The organism is Streptomyces sp. NPDC048636, from assembly GCF_040650655.1.
Lineage (GTDB): Bacteria > Actinomycetota > Actinomycetes > Streptomycetales > Streptomycetaceae > Streptomyces.
Window position 1 is genome coordinate 218,602 of record NZ_JBEZHR010000009.1, and the last position, 24,281, is coordinate 242,882.

Sequence of the window (24,281 nt, forward strand, 5' to 3'; positions counted from 1 at the left end):
CGCTGAGTGGTATGAACATCCCCTTCTTGGACAACTGGCGCAAGCGGCGCGGTCCGGCCTCCGGTACGGCGCTGATGGGCGACCGGGAAGAGGATGCCCAGGGCGTCGCGCAGCTGCTCTCCGAATGTGAACTGCTGCGCGCCCGTGCCGCCACCGCCGGTATCGGACTCGACGACTCCGCCGCCTCGTTGGAGGCGCTCGACCAACTTCTGCCCCGCTGGCGCGACGACCCCGAAGAGCTGCCCTGGCTCGGCAACGACGCCGGTCTCTACCTCGGCACGGTCATCATCCGCACCGTCCCCGGGGCCGTCTGGCAGGTCTGGCCCAACGGCCGTCCGGTCGTCAGACTCGGCTCCGGCCGCGAGGTCGACGTCGTCCAGGCCGGTCACCACTGGGCCGCCGACGGAGCCCCGGAACTCTCCCAGCTCTACGCCGAGGTCGCCGAGGTCTAGAGCCTGTCCGGCCAGTCTGCTCCGGCCCGCGAGGAGCACGCCCCGCACCGGATCGGCCCGTACCGGCTGCTGGCCGGACTGGGCTCGGGCGGGATGGGGACGGTGCACCTCGCCCGGACATCGGCGCCCGGGGCGCCGGTCTCGATCGGGCGTTATCCACCCCCTGGTTTGCGTGTCATCAGCGAAGTGCCGCTTTTGTCTGGATAGCTTGCGCTGACGCGACACAGGCGAAAGTGGGTGGGGCCGGGTATGGCCGTCGGCGAACCGCTGATCGAGATGCGTGAGGTCAACAAGTACTTCGGCGCGCTGCATGTGCTCCAGGACATCGACCTCACCGTCGGCCACGGTGAGGTCGTGGTGGTCATCGGGCCCTCCGGCTCCGGGAAGTCGACGCTGTGCCGGACCATCAACCGGCTGGAGACGATCCAGTCCGGCTCCATCGTGGTGGACGGCAGAGCGCTGCCCGAGGAGGGCAAGGAGCTGGCGCGGCTGCGGGCCGAGGTCGGGATGGTCTTCCAGTCGTTCAACCTCTTCGCGCACCGGACCGTGCTGGACAATGTGATGCTCGGCCAGCAGAAGGTACGCAAGCGCGCCAAGAAGGAGTCCGAGCAGCGGGCGCGGGAGCTGCTGGAGCGGGTCGGGCTCGCGGACCAGGCGGCGAAGTACCCGGCGCAGCTCTCCGGCGGTCAGCAGCAGCGAGTGGCCATCGCCCGGGCGCTGGCGATGGATCCGAAGGTGATGCTCTTCGACGAGCCGACCTCGGCGCTGGACCCGGAGATGATCAACGAGGTGCTGGAGGTCATGCGGCAGCTCGCCCGCGAGGGGATGACGATGGTGGTCGTCACCCATGAGATGGGCTTCGCGCGCTCGGCCGCGAACCGGGTGGTCTTCATGGCCGACGGCCGGATCGTCGAGGACCGCAGCCCGGAGGAGTTCTTCAAGGCACCCGCGACCGAACGGGCCCGGGACTTCCTCTCCAAGATCCTCAAGCACTGAGCCGGGTGGTGACGGAGATGAGGCGCATCCGCCGGACGATCGCCGCGCTGGCCCTGGCGCTCGCCCTGCTTCCGGCGGCGGCCGGCTGCGGCAAGGAGGGCAGCCCGCCCGTCAAGGGACCGCGGTCCGAGAAGCTGCCCACGTACAAGGTGGCCACCGGCTTCCGGCTGCCGGAGTCGCCCACCTGGCGCAGGGCCGAGCGGCGCGGCTACCTCACCGTCGGGGTCAAGGAGGACCAGCCCTATCTGGGCGAGAAGGATCCGGCCACCGGCCGCTACTCCGGCTTCGATATCGAGATCGCCAAGATGATGGCGGCCTCGCTGGGCTTCGAGCCCAGCACCATCCGGTTCCGGACCATCGCCTCCGCCAACCGGGAGACCGCGCTCCAGAACGGTCAGATCGACTACTACGTCGGCACCTACACCATCAATCCGCTGCGCAAACGCCAGGTGGGTTTCGCCGGGCCGTACTACATGGCGGGCCAGTCGCTGCTGGTGCGCACCGACGAGGACGACATCCACGGCCCGCGGGACCTCGCGGGCAAGACGGTGTGCTCGGTGGCCGGTTCGACCCCGCTCCAGCGGATCCAGGCCGACTACCCCAAGGCGCGGGCGGTGGCGTACGACACCTACTCGGTCTGTGTGGACAACCTGCTGAGCTACCAGGTCGACGCGGTCACCACCGACAACGTGATCCTGCTGGGCTACGCGGCCAAGGTCCCGGAGGAGCTGAAGGTGGTGGGCAAGCCCTTCTCCAAGGAGCCGTACGGCATCGGTGTGCCGCGCGGGGACAACGCGCTGCGCTTCGCGCTGGACGACGCGCTGCTGGTCCATGAGCGCAACGGGGACTGGAAGAAGGCGTACGAGGCGACCCTCGGGCTGTCCGGGGTGCCCGCGCCCAAACCGCCGCCCATCGACCGCTACCAGACGCGCTGAGGCCGCCGCATGGATGTGCTCACCCAGAACTTCTCCCTCTACGGCAAGGGGTTCCTCGGTACGGTCCAGCTGACCGTGTACGCCTCGCTGCTCGCCCTGGCGGTGGGCATCCTGATGGCCGCGTTCCGGGTGGCACCGGTCGCCTCGCTGCGGGTGTTCGGCACCGCGTGGGTGACGGTGCTGCGCAACACCCCGCTGACGCTGCTGTTCTTCGCGGTGATGCTGGGGCTGCCGCGGTTCGGTCTGGTGCTGCCGTTCACCACCTTCGCCGTACTGGCGCTGGGCTGCTACACCTCGGCGTTCATCTGCGAGGCGGTGCGCTCGGGCATCAACACGGTGCCGCTCGGACAGGGCGAGGCCGCGCGCAGCCTCGGGATGACGTTCGAGCAGACGCTGGGCGCGGTGGTGCTGCCGCAGGCGTTCCGCTCGGTCATCCCGCCGATCGGCTCGACGCTGATCGCGCTCGCCAAGAACTCCGCCATCGCCGGGTCGTTCAGCGTCACCGAGCTGCTGGGCACCTACAAACCGCTCAACGAGCTGGGCTACAGCATCATCTGGACCTTCGTCTGGATCGCCGTCGGCTATCTGATCGTGACGCTGGCCATCAGCGCGATCTTCGCCGTCCTGGAGAAGCGCTGGGGAGTGCCGCGATGACCACCAACGCCCTCTATGACGTGGCCGGGCCGCGCACCCGGCGCCGCCACCGCCTCTACGGGATCGTCGCGACGGCGGTGCTGCTGGCGCTGATCGCCTGGATCGTCTATCTCCTGGTCGACACCGGGCAGTTCGCGGCCCAGAAGTGGATGCCCTTCGAGTACAAGGGCATCCAGGAGCTGCTGCTGCGCGGGCTCGCCAACACCCTCAAGGCGTTCGGTCTGGCCGCGGTGTTCTCGCTGGTGCTCGGCGCGGTGCTGGCCGCCGGTCGGCTGTCGGAGCACCGGCCGGTGCGCTGGCTGTCCACGCTGCTGGTGGAGTTCTTCCGGGCGATGCCCGTGCTGGTCATGATCTTCTTTGTGTTCGTCGCGCTGAAGGTGCAGCCGCTGCCCGCGCTGGTCACCGGGCTGACGCTGTACAACGGCTCGGTGCTGGCCGAGGTGTTCCGCGCGGGTATCAACGCGGTGGACCGCGGCCAGCGCGAGGCGGCGTACTCCCTGGGCATGCGGAAGACGGCGGTCATGACGTTCGTGCTGGTGCCCCAGGGCGTACGGGCGATGCTGCCCGCCATCATCAGCCAGCTGGTGGTGGCCCTGAAGGACACCTCGCTCGGCTTCCTCATCACCTATGAGGAGTTTCTGCACGCCGGGAAGCTCATCGCGTCCAATCTCGACTACGACCTCCCGTTCATCCCCGTGGTGATGGTGATCTCGCCGATCTACATCGGGATGTGCATGCTGCTGTCGTGGTTCGCCAACTGGGTGGCCAAGCGGGAGCGGCGCAGTGTGAAGACCGGTCAGATGGCGGTCGCGCCGCCCGAACCGGCCGCCCCCATGCCGGGTGACACCCGCACCTGACACGGGGGGCGATGGCCGACGGCGGCCGGTTCAGTCGCGGACCGGCACCGACAGCGAGGACGGGTCGTCCGCGGGTGAGGAGAAGGTGAGCCGGGCCCCGTCCGGGTTGTGCTCGTTGTAGAGCGGGTCCTTGGCGTCGACGACCAGCGCCAGCCGGTGTCCGGCCGGGACGTCGTAGGCGGTCGAGAACAGCTCCAGGTCCACCCCGAACGGCGTTCCCGGGGTGCGGTCGTGGAAGGTGACCGGGGCGTGGGTGATCAGCTTGCCGAGGCCGAGGGCGCCCACGTCATAGAGGTACGCCACCGCCGTACCGCTGGACTTGTTGCTGGTCATGGTGGTGTGCAGGGTGACATCGCCGCGGATGCGCTGCTCGGTGGCGTAGCGCTCGCTCTGCCAGACGGCCGCGAAGGAGCGGGGCAGCAGCGGGATCGAGGCGAGCGGCGGCAGCTTGAAGAACTGGTCCAGCGCACCGCTGAGGATCGCCGTACCGCCGTCGGCGCCGGAGTTGTGGTCGGCGCTGATCCGCTCGGTGCGGTCCAGGGCGATCCGGCGGTGTCCGCTGGGCACCGCCGACCAGCTGGGGTAGCCCTCGTAACCGTCCTTGGTCCGCGAGGCGAGCTGTACCGGCTGCTCGCGGTCGATGCCGTTCCGGTCGCCCTTGAGATAGCGGTCCAGCCAGCGGCGGGAGTGGTCCCAGGTGTCGTTGGGCACGCCCAGCAGCCCGGTGATCTCGGGGGTGGCGTGGTCGCCGGGGCGCAGCTCCAGCCGCTTGGGCCCGGTGAGCTTGTCGTAGAAGCGGGCGTAGCTGTTGGGCGGGAAGATGGAGTCGCCCCAGGCGTTGCCCAGCATCACGGCCGTGCCGTTGGCGTTGATGCGGTCCAGGTAGGTGGCGGGGGAGCGCTTGCGGCCCCACTCGATCATTTCCTTTTCCTTGGTCAGATCGGAGCCGAGGAAGTCCTTGAGGATCTGTTTCATCTCCTCGCTCGGCCGACCGGTCAGCGACCCCAACCCGCCCAGCAGACCGGCCGCCTGACGGTGCTGGGTGCGGCCGCTGTAGATGGAGTCGATCAGATCCGCCCAGCCGCTCATCGCCACAACGGCCTTGACCCGCGGGTCGGCCGCCGAGGCGAGCAGGCTGATCCCGGCGCCGTAGGAGACCCCGGCCATACCGATGTGGTCGGGGTCGGCGGCGGTGTGGGCCAGCGCCCAGTCGATGACCTTGGAGGCGTCGGCGACATCGGGCGGTCCGGCCGTCTCGATCCGTCCGCCGGACTGCCAGAAGCCGCGCGGGTTGTAACTCACCACCACATAGCCGGAGTCGGCCAGCTTCTTGGCCTGGGCGAGATATTCGATCTGCGGGGTGGCCCAGCTGGTGGGCAGCACCACCAGCGGATAGCGGTGGCCGGCGGCGGCGTCGGCCGGGGCGACCACGTTGGCGGCGAGCTTCACACCACCGTCGCCGGGGATGTCGACGAAGCGTACGGACGCCGAGGACGCCGATACCGCTCCCGGGCCGGCGGCGACGGCGCTCGTCGGCGTCGCGGCCGTGGCCGGTGTCGTGGCGGCCGGGCCGAAGGTGCCACCGGCCAGCACGGTCGCCGAGACGGCGGCGATCGCCGCCGTGCGCAGGGTTTTTCGGACAGGGGTCGTCACTTGTCGCTCCTGTGGGGAAGGCCGTGGGGGGCTCAGGGAGCGCGCGCTCAAGTGACTTGACGGTAACCCGGGTGTTTACCGCTGGTAATACCGAGGTAAGTTACGCCTGGGTAACGATAGAGCCGCTCCCGGCTGCCGGGGCCGGAGCGGTTCGGGGCGCTGCCCGGGGGCCGGACCCCGTCCGGGTCCGGCCCCGCGTCAGCACGGCAAGGCGGCCGCGCTCAGCCCTCCTTGGACGCGGTGTCCGACCGCGGCGCCCCCGAGAGGGCGGCCTTGGTGACATCGGCCACCAGCTCGACCACATCCGGGCCGTACGCCTGGGAGTTGACCACCTTCAGCAGCAGGCAGAACGAACCCTGCGCCCCGTACTTCCGGGCCAGCCGGGCGCGGTTGCGCACCAGATGGCGCACCGCCGCGCGATGGGTCACCGGACGCTGCCCGGCGGCCAGGAACACCGGACGTCCGCCCTCGCCCGCCGTCAGCCGCGCCAGCAGGACGTACTCGACCGCGCCCGGTTCGGCGCGGTAGGCGGTGCCGCCGATGGTGAAGGTGCCACGGTCCGCGCCCGACTCGTCGCCCGGGTGCACGGCCACCCCCGGCAGCAGGTTCGACAGATGGGCGGCCAGCCTGCGGTGTGCGGTGGGGTCGCCGACGCAGAACTCCGTCCGCGCGCCGAACCCCTGCAACCCGGTGTCATGCGGCGCGACCTCGGGATGGGCGCCGCAGTTCTCCACGACGGCGGCGAGTCCGAGCAGCGCGAGCGCGTCATGGCGCGGAATGCTCCAGTGCGCCGAGGTGCTGTCCCGATGGGTGACCAGGACACACTCCGAGCCGTCCGGCAGGCCGAAGAAGCGCTGCTCGCGGGCGCGCCTGCGGCGCACCAGCGCGGAATGCACGGCCCAGCCGAGGGCCAGCCCCACGACCAGGGCCGCCGCGGAGGCGATCAGGTCCTGCACGGTGTCGTTCATGGCCGCGCATCGTAGCGGCGAACCGGGTGGGTGTTCGAGACCGCGGATACGGGGGACCCGTTTCCCGTCCTGACCAGCCGGGACGGTCCAGCCCCTGTCGTGATCACACCGGACACCGGTAGGCTCCGGCCCCTGTCGTCCGCTTGGAGGTATGGATGGGGCCCGCCGCACGACCCGCCGCATCGTCAATCACGTCCGGCGCCGCGCCGCGCAGGCGCCGGGTGCCCGCGATGGCCGCCGCGGCCGCGATGGCCGCCGCGCTGGGCATCGCACCGGCCGGTGCGGCGCAGTCCGGTCCGGCGCAGGCCGCACCGCACGGCACCCCCGCCAAGACCCCGGTGGCCGAAGGCTATGGCGGCGCGGTCTCCAGTGTGGACCCGGACGCCTCCGCGGCCGGGATCGATGTGCTGCGGCGCGGTGGGAACGCGGTGGACGCGGCGGTGGCGACCGCCGCCGCGCTCGGGGTCACCGAGCCCTACTCGGCGGGTGTCGGCGGCGGCGGGTATTTCGTGTACTACGACGCCAAGAAGCACAAGGTGTCCACGCTGGACGGCCGGGAGACCGCGCCGCTCAGCGCCGACAAGAAGCTCTTCCTCGACAAGGACGGCAAACCGCTGCCGTTCGCGGACGCCGTCACCAGCGGACTGAGCGTCGGCACTCCCGGCACCCCCGCCACCTGGGAAGACGCCCTGCACGCCTGGGGCACCCGGTCGCTGGCCCAGGTGCTGAAGCCCGCCGAACGGCTGGCCCGGGACGGCTTCACCGTGGACGACACCTTCCGCCAGCAGACCGCCGACAACGAGGACCGCTTCAAGGACTTCCCGGCCTCGTCCCAGCTGTTCCTGCCCGGCGGCAAGCCGCCGGCGGTCGGCTCCACCTTCACCAACCCCGACCTGGCCCGCACCTACGCCCTGCTGGCCAAGAAGGGCACCGGCGCGATCTACAAGGGCGAGCTGGGGCGCGACATCGTCGACACGGTGCGCAAGCCCCCGGTGGACCCCAAGGCCGAGCGCACCGTACGGCCCGGCGACCTGACCGCGCGCGATCTGCGGGCATACGCCACCAAGCGGCAGGCGCCCACCCGCACCGGCTACCGGGGCCTGGACGTCTACGGCATGGCGCCCTCGTCCTCCGGCGGCACCAGCGTGGCCGAGGGGCTCAACATCCTGGAGCGGACCGACCTCTCCGAGCTCAGCCAGCGCGACTACCTCCACCGCTATATCGAGGCCAGCCGGATCGCCTTCGCCGACCGCGGACGGTGGGTGGGCGACCCCGCCGCCGAGGACGTCCCCACCAAGGGGCTCACCTCACAGCGGTTCGCCGACTCCCGCGCCTGCCTGATCAAGCCCGACGCGGTGCTCAAGAGCCCGGTGAAGCCCGGCGACCCGAACCACCCGGCCAAGCCCGGTAGCTGTGACACCCGCGGCCACGCCGCCCCCACCACCTACGAGGGCGAGAACACCACCCACCTCACAGTGGCCGACAAGTGGGGCAACGTCGTCGCCTACACACTCACCATCGAGCAGACCGGCGGCAGTGGTATCACCGTCCCCGGCCGCGGCTTCCTGCTCAACAACGAGCTGACCGACTTCTCCTTCGCACCCGCCGACCCGGCCGTCCACGACCCGAACCTGCCGGGTCCGGGGAAGCGGCCCCGGTCGTCGATGTCGCCGACGATCGTGCTCGACGACAACAAGCCGGTGCTGGCGCTCGGCTCACCGGGCGGCGCCACCATCATCACCACCGTGCTCCAGACCCTGCTCAACCACCTCGACCGGGGCATGCCGCTGGTCGACGCCATCGCCGCACCGCGCGCCAGCCAGCGCAACGCGGCCCAGACCGAACTCGAACCGGGGCTGTGGAACGGTCCCGAGCGCGCCGAACTGGAGGCGCTCGGCCACTCCTTCAAGCAGAACCCGGAGATCGGCGCCGCGACCGGCGTCCAGCGGCTGCCCGATGGACGGTGGCTGGCCGCGGCCGAGAGGGAACGCCGGGGCGGTGGCTCGGCGATGGTGGTCAGGCCCACCGGCTGACCGAGCCGAGCCCGCCGGTCGTCGGCGGGCTCGCCGCCCGTTCCCGCCCAGGCGGGGCGGTTCGCCGGACGCCGTGCCCGGGCCCCCGCGACACCCCGGGGGCCCGGTTCGCCGTGGCGTACGGCACCGGGGGACGGTCGAGAGCGCCCCCCCGCGCCGTACGCGAGGCTGCCCCGCGCGGTGAGGCACACCGCGCCGCCGCCGAGGCCGTCACCCGGCTCGGCGGGCCGCGGGTGCGGGGCGCGGCGGGGCGGCCCCATGTGGCGCCGTGTGAGACCGCCGCCTGGCCCGGCCCGCGGCTGCCTGCGCCCCGGCTGGACCGCCGCGCAGGCCCTGATGGCGGAGGGCCGCCCGGCGGACGCGAGGCGGAGACCCGGCGCGGTGAGTCACATCGTGCCGGGGCCGAGGCCGTCGCCACGGCGCGGTCGGTGCTGGTCGCGGGGGGTGCCGACCAGGAAGCGGGACTCTTGCTGCGGGCCCGGAGCCCGCAGAAGGCGCCCGGCGCGGCAGATCAGGATCCAGCCATCTTGGCCCCGCTCCCGCTCGGCGCGGCCGACCAGACGTCCTCCGGCAGCCATCATGATGTTGCGCTAGCACTGCGCGCGGCCGGTCTGGCCTGACACAACGCGAAAACTGGACGTCTTCGTTGAGTAACTGCGGCGGTATTGCCAGAGTGGTCAGTGCGCTTCTACGTTCTTCACCACAGCCGGATTCTACGTGCGTAGACACAGGTTGACGACGGGGTAAGCCCCCCGGAGCACTGCTGTGAAGGAGCTGATCATGGCCAATGTCGTACGTGCCGCTCTTGTCCAGGCCACCTGGACCGGCGATACCGAATCGATGATCGCGAAGCATGAGGAGTACGCCCGGCAGGCGGCCGCCCAGGGCGCCAAGGTGATCGGCTTCCAGGAGGTGTTCAACGCCCCGTACTTCTGCCAGGTACAGGAGGCGGAGCACTACCGGTGGGCCGAATCGGTGCCGGACGGGCCGACCGTCCAGCGGATGCAGGCACTGGCCCGCGAGACCGGCATGGTGATCGTGGTGCCGGTCTACGAGATCGAGCAGGCGGGCTTCTACTACAACACCGCCGCCGTGATCGACGCCGACGGCAGCTATCTCGGCAAGTACCGCAAGCACCACATCCCCCAGGTCAAGGGGTTCTGGGAGAAGTACTACTTCAAGCCCGGCAACGTGGGCTGGCCGGTGTTCGACACCGCCGTGGGCAAGGTCGGTGTCTACATCTGCTACGACCGTCACTTCCCCGAGGGCTGGCGGGCGCTGGGGCTCGCCGGTGCCCAGCTGGTCTACAACCCCTCGGCGACCTCCCGCGGGCTGTCCGCCTATCTGTGGCAGCTGGAGCAGCCCGCCGCGGCCGTCGCCAACGAGTACTTCGTCGCCGCCATCAACCGCGTGGGCGTGGAGGAGTACGGCGACAACGACTTCTACGGCACCAGCTACTTCGTCGACCCGCGCGGCCAGTTCGTCGGCGAGGTGGCCAGCGACAAGGAGGAGGAACTGATCGTCCGGGACCTCGACTTCGACCTCATCGACGAGGTGCGCCAGCAGTGGGCCTTCTACCGCGACCGGCGGCCCGACGCCTATGAGGGGCTGGTGCAGCCGTGAGCGAGCAGCCCTCCGGCGCCCACGCGGCGCTGCACCGGCGGCACCAGGCGGTGCTGCCCGACTGGCTGGCCCTGTACTACCAGCGGCCCATCGAGATCACCCACGGCGAGGGACGGCACGTCTGGGACGCGGACGGCAATCGCTACCTGGACTTCTTCGGCGGCATCCTCACCACGATGACCGCCCACGCCCTGCCCGAGGTCACCAAGGCGATCAGCGAGCAGGCGGGCCGGATCCTGCACAGCTCCACGCTCTACCTCGACCGCCCCATGGTGGACCTGGCCGAGCGGGTCGCCGCCCTGTCCGGCATCCCCGACGCGCGGGTCTTCTTCACCACCTCCGGCACCGAGGCGAATGACACCGCCCTGCTGCTCGCCACCACCCACCGCCGCTCCAACCAGATCCTGGCGATGCGCAACAGCTACCACGGCCGGTCCTTCTCGGCCGTGGGCATCACCGGCAACCGCTCCTGGTCGCCGACCAGCCTGTCCCCGTTGCAGACCCTGTACGTCCACGGCGGGGTGCGCGGACGGGGACCCTTCGCCGATCTCACCGACGCCGAGTTCATCCAGGCTTGCGTCGCCGACCTCGAGGACATCCTCGGCCAGGCACACGGCAACGTGGCCGCGCTGATCGCCGAACCGATCCAGGGTGTCGGCGGGTTCACCTCCCCGCCGGACGGGCTGTTCGCCGCCTTCCGCGAGGTGCTCGACCGGCACGGCATCCTGTGGATCACCGATGAGGTGCAGACCGGCTGGGGCCGTACCGGTGACCACTTCTGGGGCTGGCAGGCCCATGCGGGCTCCGGTCCGCCCGACATCCTCACCTTCGCCAAGGGCATCGGCAACGGCATGTCCATCGGCGGTGTGGTGGCCCGCGCCGAGGTCATGAACTGCCTGGACGCCAACTCCATCTCCACCTTCGGCGGCAGCCCGGTCACCATGGCCGCGGGGCTCGCCAACCTCAACTACCTCGCCGAACACGACCTCCAGGGCAACGCCCGCCGGGTCGGCGGACTGCTCATCGAGCGGCTGCGGGCCGCCACCGCCGGTCTCGACGCCGTCCGTGAGGTACGCGGCCGGGGGCTGATGATCGGCATCGAACTGGTCGAGCCCGGCACCGACCGGCCGTCCCCCGAGCTCGCCTCCACCGTGCTGGAGGCCGCCCGCGAGGGCGGACTGCTCATCGGCAAGGGCGGCGGGCACAACAGCAGCGTGCTGCGTGTCGCCCCGCCGCTCAGCCTCACCGTCGCCGAGGCGGAGGAGGGCGCGGAGATTCTCGAGGCCGCCCTCAAGGCCACCCAGTCCGGAAGGAGCGCGAGCTGATGCCCCGTACCGTGATCCGTGGCGGGCTTGTCATCACCGCCGCCGAGGAGACCCACGCCGACGTCCTGATCGAGGACGAGAAGATCGTGGCCCTGGCCGCGTCCGACAGCGAGTGCGCCCGCGGCTGGACCGCCGACCGCACCATCGACGCCACCGGGAAGTACGTCATCCCCGGCGGGGTCGATCCGCACACCCATATGGAGATGCCGTTCGGCGGTACCTTCGCCGCCGACACCTTCGAGACCGGCACCCGGGCCGCGGCCTGGGGCGGCACCACCACCATCGTCGACTTCGCCATCCAGACCAAGGGCCACGCGCTGCGCGAGGGGCTGGACGCCTGGCATCTGAAGGCGAGCGGCAACTGCGCCATCGACTACGGCTTCCACATGATCCTCTCCGATGTCGACGCGGGGTCGCTGAAGGAGATGGACCTGCTGGTGGAGGAGGGCGTGAGCAGCTTCAAGCTGTTCATGGCCTATCCGGGCGTCTTCTACAGCGACGACGGCCAGATCCTGCGCGCCATGCAGCGCGGCGCCGCCAACGGCGGGCTGATCATGATGCACGCCGAGAACGGCATCGCCATCGACGTCCTGGTCGAACAGGCCCTCGCCGAGGGCAGGACCGACCCCCGCCACCACGGCGAGGTCCGCAAGGCGCTGCTGGAGTCCGAGGCCACCCACCGCGCCATCCAGCTCGCCCGGGTGGCGGGCGCCCCGCTCTATGTGGTGCACGTCTCCGCCGAGGAGGCCGTCGCCGAGCTCACCCAGGCCCGGGACAAGGGGCTTCCGGTCTTCGGCGAGACCTGTCCGCAGTACCTCTTCCTGTCCACCGACAACCTCGCCGAACCGGACTTCGAGGGCGCCAAGTACGTCTGCTCCACACCGCTGCGGCCGCGCGAGCACCAGGCGGCGCTGTGGCGGGGGCTGCGCACCAACGACCTCCAGGTCGTCTCCACCGACCACTGCCCGTTCTGCTTCAGCGGTCAGAAGGAGCTGGGCCGCGGGGACTTCTCGAAGATCCCCAACGGGATGCCGGGGGTGGAGCACCGGATGGATCTGCTCCACCAGGCCGTGGTGGACGGCCATATCTCCCGCCGCCGCTGGATCGAGATCGCCTGCGCGACCCCGGCCCGGATGTTCGGCCTCTATCCGAAGAAGGGCACCATCGCCCCCGGAGCCGACGCCGATGTGGTCCTCTACGACCCGGGCGTCGAGCAGACCCTCTCGGTGGAGACCCACCATATGAACGTCGACTACTCGGCGTACGAGGGCAAGCAGATCACCGGGCAGGTCCAGACCGTGCTGTCGCGCGGCACCACCGTCATCGACCGGCGGGAGTACACCGGTCACGCCGGACACGGCCGGTATGTGCCGCGCGCCACCTGTCAGTACCTCGCCTGACCCCGAACCTGGAGTGAGCATGGACTTCGGACTCGTCCTTCAGACGGATCCGCCCGCGTCAGGGGTGGTCGACCTGATGCAACGCGCCGAGAACAACGGCTTCCGCTACGGCTGGACCTTCGATTCCGCCGTGCTGTGGCAGGAGCCCTTCGTCATCTACAGCCGCATCCTGGAGCACACCGAGCGGCTGACCGTCGGACCGATGGTCACCAACCCCGGCACCCGCACCTGGGAGGTGACCGCCTCCACCTTCGCCACCCTCAACGACATGTACGGCAACCGGACGGTGTGCGGCATCGGCCGCGGCGACTCCGCGATGCGGGTGGCGGGCCGCAGACCCAACACCCTCGCCCGGCTGGGCGAGGCGATCGACACCATCCGCGACCTGGCCGAGGGCCGCGAAGCGGTCGTGGACGGCAGCCCGGTGCGCATCCCATGGGTCAAGGACGGGCGGCTGCCGGTGTGGATGGCCGCCTACGGCCCCAAGGCACTGGCGCTGACCGGGCAGAAGGCCGACGGTTTCATCCTCCAGCTGGCCGACCCGTTCCTGACGGAGTGGATGGTCAAGGCGGTGCGGGACGCCGCCGCCGAGGCCGGACGGGACCCGGACGCGGTCACCATCTGCGTCGCCGCGCCCGCGTACGTCGGGGACGACCTCGACCACGCCCGTGAGCAGTGCCGCTGGTTCGGCGGGATGGTCGGCAACCACGTCGCCGACCTCGTCTCCCGCTACGGCGAACACTCCGGCGCCGTCCCCGAGTCGCTGACCGCGTACATCAAGGAGCGGCAGGGCTACGACTACAGCCACCACGGCCGTAGCGGAAACCCCGACACCGCCTTCGTCCCCGATGACATCGTGGACCGCTTCTGCCTGCTGGGTCCGGTGGAGGCGCATATCGAGAAGCTGGAGCGGCTGCGGTCGCTGGGCGTCGACCAGTTCGCCGTCTACGCGATGCACGACGCCAAGGAGTCGACCATCGACGCCTACGGCGAGCGGATCATCCCCGCCCTCGCCGGATAGCTCCCCCCGCGGGCCGGTCCCCGGGACCGGCCCGCGGCCCCTCCGTCGCGAACGAAGAGGGTCGCCATGACCGCTACCGCACCTCCCCCCGCCGAACCCGCCCGGATCATCCACCCCGACGGCCGCGTCGAACTGCCGCCGGGCACCTCCCTGGCCGACAGCCGCTTCAGCAACGAGGACCTGCGGCCGGTGCCGGTGGCCGAACGCCGCTGGACCACCTACAACTTCACCGCGCTGTGGATCGGGATGGCCCACAACATCCCCTCCTGGACCCTGGCTTCCGGTCTGGTCGCCCTCGGCATGGACTGGAAGCAGGCCGTCTTCACCATCGCCCTGGCCAATGTCATCGTGCTGCTGCCGATGCTGCTCACCGGCCACGCCGGGCCCAAGTACGGCATCCCCTTCCCGGTGCTGGCGCGCGCCTCGTTCGGGCTGCGCGGCGCCAACCTCCCCGCACTGATCCGGGCCGCCGTGGCCTGTGCCTGGTTCGGCATCCAGACCTGGATCGGCGGACAGGGCATCTACATCCTGCTGGGCAAGGTGTTCGGCGGCGGCTGGGCGAAGGCCGGGGAGGTCGGCGGCTACCCCTGGACCCTGTGGCTGTGCTTCGTCATCTTCTGGGCCCTGGAACTGGCCATCATCTACCGGGGCATGGAGACCCTGCGGCGGTTCGAGAACTGGGCCGCGCCCTTCGTCCTCGTCGGGGCCGTGGTGCTGTTGGTCTGGATAGCCGTCAAGGCGGGCGGTTTCGGCTCGCTGCTCGACCAGCCCTCCAAGCTGGGCTGGGGCAGCGACTTCTGGCCCGTCTTCTTCCCCGCCCTGATGGGCATGATCGGCTTCTGGGCCACCCTCTCGCTCAACATCCCCGACTTCACCCGCTTCGGCGCGGGCCAGCGGGCCCAGGTGTGGGGCCAGTCGCTGGGCCTGCCCACCACCATGACGGCCTTCGCGCTGCTGTCGGTCTTCGTCACCTCCGGCTCGGAGGCCGTCTACGGCGAGGCCATCTGGGATCCGGTGGCGCTCGCGGGCAAGGCGGACAATGTCTTCGGGCTGCTCTTCGCGCTGGTGACGGTGTTGATCGCGACGATCTCGGTGAACATCGCGGCCAATGTCGTCTCGCCCGCCTATGACCTGGCCAATCTGGCGCCGAAGTTGATCACCTTCCGCACCGGGGCGCTGATCACCGGAATCGTCGGTGTGGTGATCTTCCCGTGGAAGCTCACCTCCACCCCCGAGCTGTACATCTTCACCTGGCTCGGTGTGGTCGGCGGACTGCTCGGCACGGTCGCCGGGGTGCTGATCGCCGACTACTGGATCATCCGCCGTACCGTGCTCGACCTCGCCGACCTCTACCGGCCCGGCGGCCGCTACTGGTACGCCGCCGGCTGGAACTGGCGGGCCGTGGTCGCCTTCGCGGTCGGCGGACTGCTCGCGGTGGGCGGTTCGTACTCCCAGCCCGGTAAGGGCCCGTTCCCCTCGGACGGACTGATTCCGTTCCTCCAGCCGCTGGCCGACTACGGCTGGGCGGTCGGGCTCGGGGCGTCCGTGATCCTCTACACCGCGCTGATGCTGCCCGGAGCCGACCGGCACCGCACCGGCTGACCGCCCGCCCCGCTCGGCCCCGGCGCGCCCGCTCCCGCCCCCGCGGGGGCGGCGGCCGGGGCGGCGAGGGGGTTCACCTGGACGACACCCTCCGGCCGCCACCGGGTCACCGGCTGTCGGAGCGGCATGGTTCGATGAACGTATGATCGATCAATTTCTCGCCGGTGATCTCTCCGAGGTCGAGGAGGCGGTCCGCAAGGCGGCCGCCACCGAGATCATGCCGCGCTTCCGGCAGCTCGCCGAGCACGAGATCGTCCAGAAGAACGGCCCGCACGACCTCGTCACCACCGCCGACCGGCTGGCCGAGCAGCATCTCGCCGCCTCGCTGACCGCCCTGCTGCCCGGCTCGGTCGTGGTGGGCGAGGAGGGTGTGCACGCCGATCCCTCGATCCTCGGCGCACTCGGCGGGGACGCCCCGGTGTGGATCGTCGACCCGGTCGACGGCACCCGGCAGTTCGTCCACGGCGACCCGGGCTTCTCCACCCTGGTCACCCTGGCCCACCACGGCGAGCTGCTCGCCTCCTGGACCTTCGCCCCGGCGCTGGACGAGATGGCCGTGGCCCGGCGCGGCCAGGGCGCCCGGCTCAACGGCAGCCCGATCCGCTCCGGCTCCCCGGAGCCCGGCGCCACCCTCGAAGTGGCCATCTCCCACTTCGACTTCACCACGGACGCGGAGAAGCGCGCCCTGGCCGGGCTGAGCACCCCGGGCGTCGAGCCGCGGCCCTGCGGTTCGGCCGGTCTGGAGTATCTGAAGGTGGCCCGCGGCCGGCTCGACGCGCTCGCCTTCACCTGGGAGAACGCCTGGGACCACGCCGCGGGGCTGCTGCTGGTGGCCGAGGCGGGCGGCACCAGCGCCACGCTGACCGGCGAACCCTTCCGTATCGCGGGCGGAAACGCGCTTCCTTTCGCAGCGGCCCGGGACGAGGCGACCGTACGGCATATCCTGAGCCTGCTGGCCGCCGCCGGCTGACATTCCACAGATCCTCAATGGCGAGGAGGAGGAGGCCGACGTGCCGTCGATGCTCGACGCGGTTGTGGTGGGTGCCGGACCGAACGGGCTGACCGCGGCCGTCGAACTCGCCCGCCGCGGCTGCGCGGTGGAGGTCTACGAGGCGGCCGGTGCCATCGGGGGCGGGTCCCGCACCGAGGAGCTCACCCTCCCCGGCTTCCGGCACGACCCCTGCTCGGCCGTGCATCCCCTCGGGATCGGCTCCCCGGCCTTCGAACGGATGCCGCTCGCCCGGCACGGACTGGAGTGGCTGCACCCCGAACTGCCGCTCGCCCACCCTTTCCCGGACGGCTCGGCGGCGGTCCTCGCCCGCTCGGTCGGTGCGACCGCCATGTCGCTCGGGCCGCGCGACGCCGGTACCTACCGGCGGCTGGTCGCGCCGTTCCTCGGCAAATGGCAGACCTTCGCCCCCGACGTACTGCGCACCCAGTGGGACGGGGTACCGCGCGATCCGGCCACCTGGGTCCGCTTCGGGCTGCACGCGCTCCAGCCCGCCACCCTCCTCGCCCGCCGCTTCCGTGACGAGAAGGCGAAGGCCCTGTTCAGCGGGCTCGCCGGACACACCATCGCGCCGACCAGCGCCCTGACCACCGCGGCGCCCGCGCTGACCTTCGCGATCGCCGCCCATGAGGTCGGCTGGCCGGTCCCGCGCGGCGGCTCCCAGTCCATCGCGGACGCCCTCGGCTCCTATCTGCTCGAGCAGGGCGGCGCGATCCATCTCGACACCCCGGTCAAGCGGCTCGACGAACTGCCGCCCGCCCGCGCGTATGTCTTCGACACCTCACCCACCGCGCTGGCCCGGATCGCCGGACTGGGCAACGCCTTCGGCCATTACCGCTACGGCCCCTCCGTCTTCAAGATCGACTACGCGCTGGACGGCCCGATGCCGTGGACCGCGCCCGAGGCCCGCCGCGCCGGGACCGTCCATATCGGCCCCACCGCGCGCGAGATCGGCGCCGCGCTGCGGGTCGCCACCGAGGGCCGCGAGCCGACCGTACCGTTCCTGATCGGCGCCCAGCCCTCGCTGCTCGACCCCTCCCGGGCCCCCGAGGGCAAGCACACCTTCTGGGTCTACGGCCATGTGCCCAGCGGCTGGAAGGGCGATGCCACGGAGGTCATCGAGCGGCAGCTCGAGCGGTTCGCGCCCGGCTTCCGTGATCTTGTGCTCGCCCGCGCGGTGGCCGGGCCGCCCGAGCTGGCCGCGCACAACGCCAACTATGTGGACGGCGATATCGCCTGCGGCGCCTTCGCCGGTGTGCAGGCGGTCATACGGCCCCGGCTGGCCCGGGTCCCGTACGCCACCCCGCACCCCGCCGTCTTCCTGTGCTCCTCGGCGACCCCGCCCGGACCGGGCGTCCACGGGATGTCGGGGCACCACGCGGCACGGGCGGTGTGGCGGAGGCTGCGGCAGCGGCGCTAGGGCCCCGCGCTCGCACGGCGGGAGTCGCGCCCGCGGCGATGAGTTCCGCGTGCCGGGACGGTCCACGGTGACAGACGCACCGATACGGAGGTCCTGGGATGCGCGATCTGATCGTCACGGAGAACATCACCCTGGACGGGGTCATCGACGCCTCGGGAGGGTGGTTCGGCCCGGCCGGGGACGGTCCCGGGACCGACCTCTCCGACCTGGAGGGGGCGTTGCGCGCCCAGGCCGCGGCGGCCGACGCGTTCCTGGTGGGCCGGGCGACGTTTGTTCAGATGCGGGGCTACTGGCCGCACCGGACCGAGGACACCACCGGCGTCCGCGACCATCTCAACGCGGTCGCCAAGTACGTGGTCTCCCGCACGCTGGACGAGCCCGGCTGGGAGGGCACCACCGTGCTGCGCGGCGCCCTCGCCGACGAGATCCGGGAGCTGAAGGACCGGCCCGGCAAGGACATCGTCACCACCGGCAGCATCACCTTGGTGCACGCCCTGATCGCGGCGGGACTGGTCGACGAGTACCGGCTGTTCGTCCACCCGGTGGTGCTGGGGCGCGGCGCGCGGCTGTTCGCGGACGCGCCGGAGGGCGCGGAGAGGGGGCTGCGGCTGGTGGAGTGCCGTCCGTTCCGGTCGGGGGTGGTCCTGCTCCGCTACCGCACGGCGTAGGACCGTCCGCCGACCCGGTCCTCAGTGCGGAATGGTGTCGATGACCTCGCGGGCGCCCTGACGCAGCAGCGCCACCGCCACCGAGGTGCCGAGCGTGGCCGGGTCCAGCGGGCCCGCCCACTCATGCGCGTCCAGCACCGTCTTGCCGTCCGGGCTGAACACCCGGGCGCGCAGCGAGAGCCGGCCGTCGCGCTCGGCCTTGGCGAAGCCCGCGATGGGGGAGTTGCAGTGGCCCTGGAGGACGTGCAGCAGCATCCGCTCCGCCGTGATCTCCCGCCACGCGTCGCTGTCACCGAGCCCGGCGACGGCCTCGATCGTGGCGGTGTCCTCCTCGCGGCACTGGAGCCCGAGCACCCCGGCGCCGATCGGCGGGCACATGGTGTCGACGGACAGGATCTCGCTGATCCGGTCCGTACGGCCGATGCGCTCCAGTCCGGAGACGGCCAGCAGCAGCGCGTCCGCGTCGCCCGCCGCCAGCTTCTCCAGACGGCGGTTGGCGTTGCCCCGCATCGGCACACACCGCACCTGCGGGTGGGTGACGGCGAGTTGGGCGACCCGCCGCACCGAGGAGGTGCCGATCCGGGTGCCCTCCGGCATCTGATCGAGGGTCAGCCCCTCGGGGTGGATCACGGCGTCGCGGATGTCGTCCCGCTTGAGGTAGGCGGCGAAGACGGTGCCCGCGGGCAGCGGCCGGTCGGCGGGGACGTCCTTGATGCAGTGCACGGCCAGATCGGCCTCGCCCGCCAGCAGCGCCGCGTCGACCTCCTTGGTGAACGCGCCCTTCCCGCCCAGCTTCGACAGATCGCCCATCCACCGGTCGCCGGAGGTGGTGACCGGGACGACCTCGGTACGGATCCCGGGGTGGAGGCCCGCGAGCTCGGCGCGGACCCGCTCGACCTGGGCCAGGGCCATGGGGGAGGAGCGGGAGACGATGCGGATGAGGTCGGTGCGCGACATGGCGTACACGATAGGGCGTCCGGCGGGCGCCCCGTGCCAGGACGCGGACGGGGTGACGAGCCGCACGCCGGTGCCCTGTTCCCGCGGTCAGCTCGTACGGGGGCCCGGGAGCCGCCAGGTGGCCGAAATCGTCAGGCTCGCCTGTCCGTTGGCGCCGACGATGCCCAGCTTGAGGTCCTGTCCGACCTGTACCCCGAACTGCACCTGGATCTCGTCGGGCGGGTCCGGCGCGGCGGACACCGCGTCATGTACCTCCTGCAACAGCGGCCCCAGCGGCCGCAGTACGGTGCGCAGCCCGTCCGTCACCAGCACGGTGGCCGCCCGCGGCGCCCGAGAGACCGGCGTCACCCCGGCGGGCGGCGCGGCGGGTGGTGTGGCCGTGGCCACGGGGGTCAGCTCAAGACGTACGGGGGTGCCATCGGGAAGCGGGAACTCGGCGTAGTCCGTCACAGGGCCATGATGCCGACCGGCGCGTCCCCGGTCCGCCCGTTCGACCACATCCCTTCGCGGACGGGGCCGCCCCGCACCCGCCGACGTCGACGTCGGATTTCCGCGAGCGCCGCCCCATCCGCTGGCGGATGCTGGAGACATGCACACCGACACCGACCGGTGCCTGCGCGCGGCGCAGGCCAAGGACGCCCGGTTCGACGGATGGTTCTTCATCGCCGTCGTCACCACCGGTATCTACTGCCGTCCGAGCTGCCCGGTCGTCGGCCCCAAGCCGGAGAACATGCGCTTCTACCCCAGTGCGGCCGCCGCCCAGCAGGCCGGGTTCCGGGCCTGTAAGCGGTGCCGGCCCGACGCCAGCCCCGGCTCCCCGCGGTGGAACGAGCGCGCGGACCTGGTGGCCCGGGCCATGCGGCTGATCGCGGATGGTGTGGTGGACCGGGACGGGGTGCCGGGGCTGGCCGCGCGGCTCGGCTACAGCACCCGCCAGATCGAGCGGCAGCTCCTCGCCGAGCTCGGCGCCGGACCCCTGGCGCTGGCCCGCGCCCAGCGGGCGCAGACCGCGCGGCTGCTCATCGAGACCAGCCCGCTGCCGATGGCCGACATCGCCTTCGCCGCCGGATTCGCCAGCATCCGCGCCTTCAACGAGACCGTGCGCGAGGTCTTCGCGCTCACCCCGACCGAGCTGCGGCAGCGGGCCAGAAGCGGTCCGCAGCCCGCCGTACCCGGCGCGCTCACCCTGCGGCTGCCCTTCCGGGCGCCGCTGTGCCCGGACAACCTCTTCGGACATCTGGCCGCCACCGCCGTCCCCGGCGTGGAGGAGTGGCGCGACGGTGCGTACCGGCGGACGCTGCGGCTGCCGTACGGGCCCGGGGTCGTCGCCCTCAGCCCGGCTCCGGACCATATCGCCTGTCAGCTCTCGCTCGCCGATCTGCGCGACCTGGCCGGGGCGATCAGCCGCTGCCGCCGCATGCTGGACCTCGACGCCGACCCGGCCGCCGTGGACGACCTGCTGCGCTCCGACGAACAGCTCGCCCCGCTGGTCGACAAGGCCCCGGGGCGGCGGGTGCCGCGCACGGTGGACGCCGAGGAGTTCGCGGTGCGCGCCGTGCTGGGCCAGCAGGTGTCCACCGCGGCGGCCCGCACCCACGCGGCCCGGCTGGTCAGGGCCCACGGCGAACCCGTGGAGGACCCGGCGGGCGGGCTGACCCATCTCTTCCCGACCGTCCGGGCCCTCGCCGGTCTCGACCCGGAGGCGCTGGCCATGCCGCGCACCCGCCGCGCCACGCTCACCGGTCTCATCGACGCCCTCGCCGAGGGCCGGGTCGCGCTCGGCGTCGGCACCGACTGGGACGAGGCCCGCGCCGGTCTGGCCGCGCTGCCCGGTCTGGGCCCCTGGACGGTCGAGGTCATCGCGATGCGGGCGCTCGGCGACCCGGACGCGTTCATCCCGGCCGACCTCGGGGTGCGGCGGGCCGCCGCGGAGCTGGACCTGCCCGCCACCCCCGGCGCCCTGACCCGTTACTCCACGCGGTGGCGGCCGTGGCGGGCGTACGCCGTGCAGTACCTGTGGGCGGTGGACGAGACACACGCGATCAACCGGCTGCCCGCGCCCTGACGACGGGACCGCGCCCGGCCCACCCGGAACGAGCCACCACGCTCCATGAACCACCCGAGGAAGACACCGACCATGACCACCACCGCTCCCGTGGCCACCCACACCGTCATCGACAGCCCCTGCGGCCCGCTCACCCTGGTCGCCACCGACGGCGCGCTCAGCGGTCTCTATATGGCCGGGCAGCGCCACCGCCCGCCCGAGGAGAGCTTCGGTGTGCCCGGCGACCCGGACGACGCGCCGTTCGCCGAGACCGCCCGCCAGCTCGCCGCCTACTTCGCGGGCGATCTGACCGCCTTCGACCTGCCGCTCCGGCTGGCCGGTACGCCCTTCCAGCGGCGCGTCTGGGACGAGCTGTGCCGTATCCCGTACGGCGAGACGCTCTCCTACGGGCAGCTCGCCGACCGCATCGGGCAGCCCACCGCGTCCCGCGCCGTCGGACTGGCCAACGGCAAGAACCCGGTGGGCATCATCGTCCCCTGCCACCGTGTGGTCGGCTCCACCGGCAGCCTCACCGGCTACGGCGGCGGGCTCGGCCGCAAGCGCCAACTCCTGGACTTCGAGAGCGGATCCGGGCTGGTCGGCGTCTGGGACCTGGTGGGCTGAGGCGGTTCACCCGGTGCGCCGTGTCAGCCGCCCGCCGCGATCCGGTCCAGCAGGGCCGGCAGCGCCTCGCCGATGGGATCGCGGACGACCTCGTCCGCGATCTCGTCGTACGGGGTCGGCTCGGCGTTGACGATGATCAGCCGGGCGCCGCCCTCCGCCGCCATCCCGGCGAGCGAGGCCGCGGGCTGCACCTGGAGGCTGCTGCCGACCGCGAGGAAGATCTCGCAGGCGCGCGCCACCGCCACCGCCTCGGTCAGCACCTCCGGGTCCAGGGCCTGCCCGAACATCACCGTCGCCGACTTCAGGATCCCGCCGCACTCCTCACACGACGGGTCCGGATCGCCGGACTCCACCCGCGCCAGCGCGTCCGCCATCGCCGAGCGCGTATGGCACACGGTGCACTGGACGGTCCGTGCGGTGCCGTGCAGCTCGAGCACCTTGCGCGCGGGCAGCCCGGCGAGCTGGTGCAGCCCGTCCACGTTCTGGGTGATCACCCGGACCGGCACCCCGGACCGCTCCAGCCGCACCACGGCCTCATGCGCCCCGTTCGGCCGGGCGTTCAGCGCGGCGCTGTCGCGCCGCATCTGCCAGGAGCGGCGCCGGATCTCCGGGTCGGTCATGTAGAAGTCGTATGTCACGAGCTTCTCGGCCTCCGGATCCCGCCGCCAAAGCCCTTGCGGGCCGCGGTAGTCCGGGATCCCGGAGTCCGTGGAGATGCCCGCCCCGCTCAGGATCGCCACCAGGGGCCGGTGCTGTGTCTCGCCGCTCATGGAGCCGAGCGTACGCAGCGAGCGCGACCAGGGGCGACCGCGTTTCACCGGGGGAGCGACCTGGTGAGCGTCCGCCCGGACGGACGGGCCTGTCTCATACCGTGACCGGCCGGGCCGCCACCGCCAGCCGGTGGGTGCGGGCCGCCAGGTCGCTGATGCGGGCGCCGTCGAAGCCGAACACCGCGCTGCGCAGCCGGTCTTCGAGGGGAGCGGTCCACTGCGGCGGAATCGCCTCCGCCCCGCACAGCACGCCCGCGACCGAGCCCGCCGTCGCGCCGTTGGAATCGGTGTCCAGGCCGCCGCGGACGGTCAGGGCGAGGGTGGCGGTGAAGTCCCCGGCGCCGTAGAGCAGTCCGGCGGTGAGGACGGCCGCGTTGGGGACGACATGGATCCAGGGCAGGCCGGTCGTCTCCCGCTCCAGCTGGTCCAGGGCGTCCGCCCAGCCGACGCCCGCGTCGTACAGGGACGCGGCGCGGCGGACGACACGGGCGAGGCGGCAGCGCGGCGGGATGGCGGCCAGGGCCTCCTCGACGGCGGCGCGCGGACCGTCCGCGGTGAAGGCGGCGGCGATCAGGGCGGCCGCCCACATCGCGCCGTAGACCCCGTTGCCGGTGTGGGACAGCACGGCGTCGCGCCGCGCCATCCCGGCGGCACGGCGCGGGTCGCCGGGGTTGACCCAGCCGTGGATGTCGGCGCGGATCAGGGCGCCGATCCACTCCTGGTACGGGTTGTCGAGGGTGGCGCTCAGCGGCGGCCGCACCCCGGCCGCGAGATTGCGGTACGCGGCCCGCTCGGCGGTGAACACCTGGAGGTACGGCAGCCGCAGCAGCCACATCTCGCCGACCTGCTCGGTGGTGAACCCGAAGCCGTGGGTCTCCAGCAGATGCAGCCCCAGCACGGAGTAGTCCACGTCGTCGTCGCGGCAGCTGCCGTGGATCCGGCCGCGGACGCACTCCTGCCAGTCGGGGCGCAGCTCGAACTCGACCGGATCCGGTGGCGGCTCCAGCGCGGGCAGGTAGTCGGTCAGCGGCAGGGCACCGGCGCGGCGCAGATAGCGGTCGATACGGTCACGGGTCCAGATGTCGCCGTGCTCGACGGGCTTGCCGAGCATGTTCCCGGCGACGCGGCCGAGCCAGCCGCCGTGGATCCGGTCCGCGAGTGCGCTGCCGCTGAGGCCCATGTCTCAGGTCTACCGGAGTCCGAGGTGGGGCGCGCGGGAAATCCCCGTCGGCAGATCCGCTCGGGAAAGCGGTGGTGGGCAAGGGGCTTG

The 24,281-nt window shown here is 71.8% G+C and carries 23 protein-coding genes; 16 read left to right on the plus strand and 7 right to left on the minus strand.

Annotation, left to right across the window (positions count from 1 at the left end; all coding sequences use genetic code 11):
- Positions 1–11: 11 nt before the first annotated feature.
- The 5 genes from AB0C66_RS24465 (at position 12) to AB0C66_RS24485 (ending at position 3,894) form a co-directional block, all read left to right on the plus strand.
- Positions 12–452 (plus strand): DUF6278 family protein, encoded by a 441-nt coding sequence (locus tag AB0C66_RS24465; RefSeq protein WP_362442378.1) that lies wholly within the window; start codon positions 12–14, stop codon positions 450–452.
- 249 nt (positions 453–701) lie between these two features.
- Positions 702–1,448: an amino acid ABC transporter ATP-binding protein gene (locus AB0C66_RS24470; protein WP_362442381.1), complete on the plus strand. Its 747-nt coding sequence runs from the start codon at positions 702–704 to the stop codon at positions 1,446–1,448.
- Positions 1,449–1,465: 17 nt separating this feature from the next.
- Entirely contained in the window at positions 1,466–2,383 is a 918-nt protein-coding gene (locus tag AB0C66_RS24475) for a glutamate ABC transporter substrate-binding protein (RefSeq protein ID WP_362442384.1), read from the plus strand.
- Between the two features lie 9 nt (positions 2,384–2,392).
- A complete protein-coding gene (locus tag AB0C66_RS24480) occupies positions 2,393–3,037 on the plus strand; it encodes an amino acid ABC transporter permease (protein WP_362442386.1) in 645 nt (214 codons plus the stop codon).
- Positions 3,034–3,894 carry an amino acid ABC transporter permease gene (locus AB0C66_RS24485; RefSeq protein WP_362442389.1) on the plus strand — a complete coding sequence of 287 codons (861 nt, stop codon included), beginning with the start codon at positions 3,034–3,036 and terminating at the stop codon, positions 3,892–3,894. The genes AB0C66_RS24480 and AB0C66_RS24485 overlap by 4 nt, the downstream gene beginning before the upstream one ends.
- A gap of 30 nt (positions 3,895–3,924) precedes the next feature.
- Here AB0C66_RS24485 and AB0C66_RS24490 read toward each other — a convergent pair whose 3' ends face one another.
- Both AB0C66_RS24490 and AB0C66_RS24495 read right to left on the minus strand, forming a co-directional pair.
- The gene (locus AB0C66_RS24490) at positions 3,925–5,547 is read right to left on the minus strand and encodes an alpha/beta fold hydrolase (RefSeq protein ID WP_362442392.1); all 1,623 of its coding nucleotides are present in this window, start codon (positions 5,545–5,547) and stop codon (positions 3,925–3,927) included.
- A gap of 221 nt (positions 5,548–5,768) precedes the next feature.
- Positions 5,769–6,515: a hypothetical protein gene (locus tag AB0C66_RS24495; RefSeq protein WP_362442395.1), complete on the minus strand. Its 747-nt coding sequence runs from the start codon at positions 6,513–6,515 to the stop codon at positions 5,769–5,771.
- Positions 6,516–6,745: 230 nt separating this feature from the next.
- Between AB0C66_RS24495 and ggt the strand changes: the two genes are divergently transcribed.
- Positions 6,746–8,548 (plus strand): gamma-glutamyltransferase, encoded by a 1,803-nt coding sequence (gene ggt, locus AB0C66_RS24500; RefSeq protein ID WP_362442399.1) that lies wholly within the window; start codon positions 6,746–6,748, stop codon positions 8,546–8,548.
- Positions 8,549–8,934: 386 nt separating this feature from the next.
- Here the strand turns inward: ggt and AB0C66_RS24505 are convergent, their stop codons facing one another.
- Positions 8,935–9,129: a hypothetical protein gene (locus AB0C66_RS24505; RefSeq protein WP_362442402.1), complete on the minus strand. Its 195-nt coding sequence runs from the start codon at positions 9,127–9,129 to the stop codon at positions 8,935–8,937.
- A 199-nt stretch (positions 9,130–9,328) separates the two neighbouring features.
- Here AB0C66_RS24505 and AB0C66_RS24510 point away from each other — a divergent pair, with 199 nt between their 5' ends.
- From AB0C66_RS24510 to AB0C66_RS24545, 8 genes are all read left to right on the plus strand, one after another.
- Positions 9,329–10,171 carry a nitrilase-related carbon-nitrogen hydrolase gene (locus tag AB0C66_RS24510; RefSeq protein WP_362442405.1) on the plus strand — a complete coding sequence of 281 codons (843 nt, stop codon included), beginning with the start codon at positions 9,329–9,331 and terminating at the stop codon, positions 10,169–10,171.
- Complete coding sequence (locus AB0C66_RS24515) at positions 10,168–11,496, plus strand: aspartate aminotransferase family protein (RefSeq protein ID WP_362442408.1); 1,329 nt, start codon at positions 10,168–10,170, stop codon at positions 11,494–11,496. The genes AB0C66_RS24510 and AB0C66_RS24515 overlap by 4 nt, the downstream gene beginning before the upstream one ends.
- Complete coding sequence (gene hydA / locus AB0C66_RS24520; protein ID WP_362442647.1) at positions 11,493–12,896, plus strand: dihydropyrimidinase; 1,404 nt, start codon at positions 11,493–11,495, stop codon at positions 12,894–12,896. Before AB0C66_RS24515 ends, hydA begins: the two co-directional genes overlap by 4 nt.
- 19 nt (positions 12,897–12,915) lie before the next feature.
- Positions 12,916–13,917 carry a TIGR03842 family LLM class F420-dependent oxidoreductase gene (locus AB0C66_RS24525; RefSeq protein WP_362442411.1) on the plus strand — a complete coding sequence of 334 codons (1,002 nt, stop codon included), beginning with the start codon at positions 12,916–12,918 and terminating at the stop codon, positions 13,915–13,917.
- A gap of 66 nt (positions 13,918–13,983) precedes the next feature.
- On the plus strand, positions 13,984–15,519 hold the full coding sequence (locus AB0C66_RS24530; RefSeq protein ID WP_362442413.1) for an NCS1 family nucleobase:cation symporter-1: 1,536 nt from the start codon (positions 13,984–13,986) through the stop codon (positions 15,517–15,519).
- A 142-nt stretch (positions 15,520–15,661) separates the two neighbouring features.
- The gene (locus AB0C66_RS24535) at positions 15,662–16,489 is read left to right on the plus strand and encodes an inositol monophosphatase (protein ID WP_362442416.1); all 828 of its coding nucleotides are present in this window, start codon (positions 15,662–15,664) and stop codon (positions 16,487–16,489) included.
- Positions 16,490–16,538: 49 nt separating this feature from the next.
- A complete protein-coding gene (locus tag AB0C66_RS24540; RefSeq protein ID WP_362442650.1) occupies positions 16,539–17,948 on the plus strand; it encodes an NAD(P)/FAD-dependent oxidoreductase in 1,410 nt (469 codons plus the stop codon).
- Positions 17,949–18,046: 98 nt separating this feature from the next.
- Complete coding sequence (locus AB0C66_RS24545; RefSeq protein ID WP_362442419.1) at positions 18,047–18,616, plus strand: dihydrofolate reductase family protein; 570 nt, start codon at positions 18,047–18,049, stop codon at positions 18,614–18,616.
- Positions 18,617–18,637: 21 nt separating this feature from the next.
- Here AB0C66_RS24545 and hemC read toward each other — a convergent pair whose 3' ends face one another.
- The gene (gene hemC / locus AB0C66_RS24550) at positions 18,638–19,573 is read right to left on the minus strand and encodes a hydroxymethylbilane synthase (protein WP_362442422.1); all 936 of its coding nucleotides are present in this window, start codon (positions 19,571–19,573) and stop codon (positions 18,638–18,640) included.
- Positions 19,574–19,660: 87 nt separating this feature from the next.
- Positions 19,661–20,023: a CU044_2847 family protein gene (locus tag AB0C66_RS24555; protein WP_362442425.1), complete on the minus strand. Its 363-nt coding sequence runs from the start codon at positions 20,021–20,023 to the stop codon at positions 19,661–19,663.
- Positions 20,024–20,162: 139 nt separating this feature from the next.
- Here AB0C66_RS24555 and AB0C66_RS24560 point away from each other — a divergent pair, with 139 nt between their 5' ends.
- Complete coding sequence (locus AB0C66_RS24560; RefSeq protein WP_362442428.1) at positions 20,163–21,638, plus strand: AlkA N-terminal domain-containing protein; 1,476 nt, start codon at positions 20,163–20,165, stop codon at positions 21,636–21,638.
- Between the two features lie 72 nt (positions 21,639–21,710).
- Positions 21,711–22,241 carry a methylated-DNA--[protein]-cysteine S-methyltransferase gene (locus AB0C66_RS24565; RefSeq protein WP_362442431.1) on the plus strand — a complete coding sequence of 177 codons (531 nt, stop codon included), beginning with the start codon at positions 21,711–21,713 and terminating at the stop codon, positions 22,239–22,241.
- 23 nt (positions 22,242–22,264) lie between these two features.
- Here the strand turns inward: AB0C66_RS24565 and AB0C66_RS24570 are convergent, their stop codons facing one another.
- The gene (locus tag AB0C66_RS24570; RefSeq protein ID WP_362442434.1) at positions 22,265–23,011 is read right to left on the minus strand and encodes a Sir2 family NAD-dependent protein deacetylase; all 747 of its coding nucleotides are present in this window, start codon (positions 23,009–23,011) and stop codon (positions 22,265–22,267) included.
- A 94-nt stretch (positions 23,012–23,105) separates the two neighbouring features.
- Entirely contained in the window at positions 23,106–24,191 is a 1,086-nt protein-coding gene (locus tag AB0C66_RS24575) for an ADP-ribosylglycohydrolase family protein (protein WP_362442437.1), read from the minus strand.
- Between the last annotated feature and the right edge of the window lie 90 nt (positions 24,192–24,281).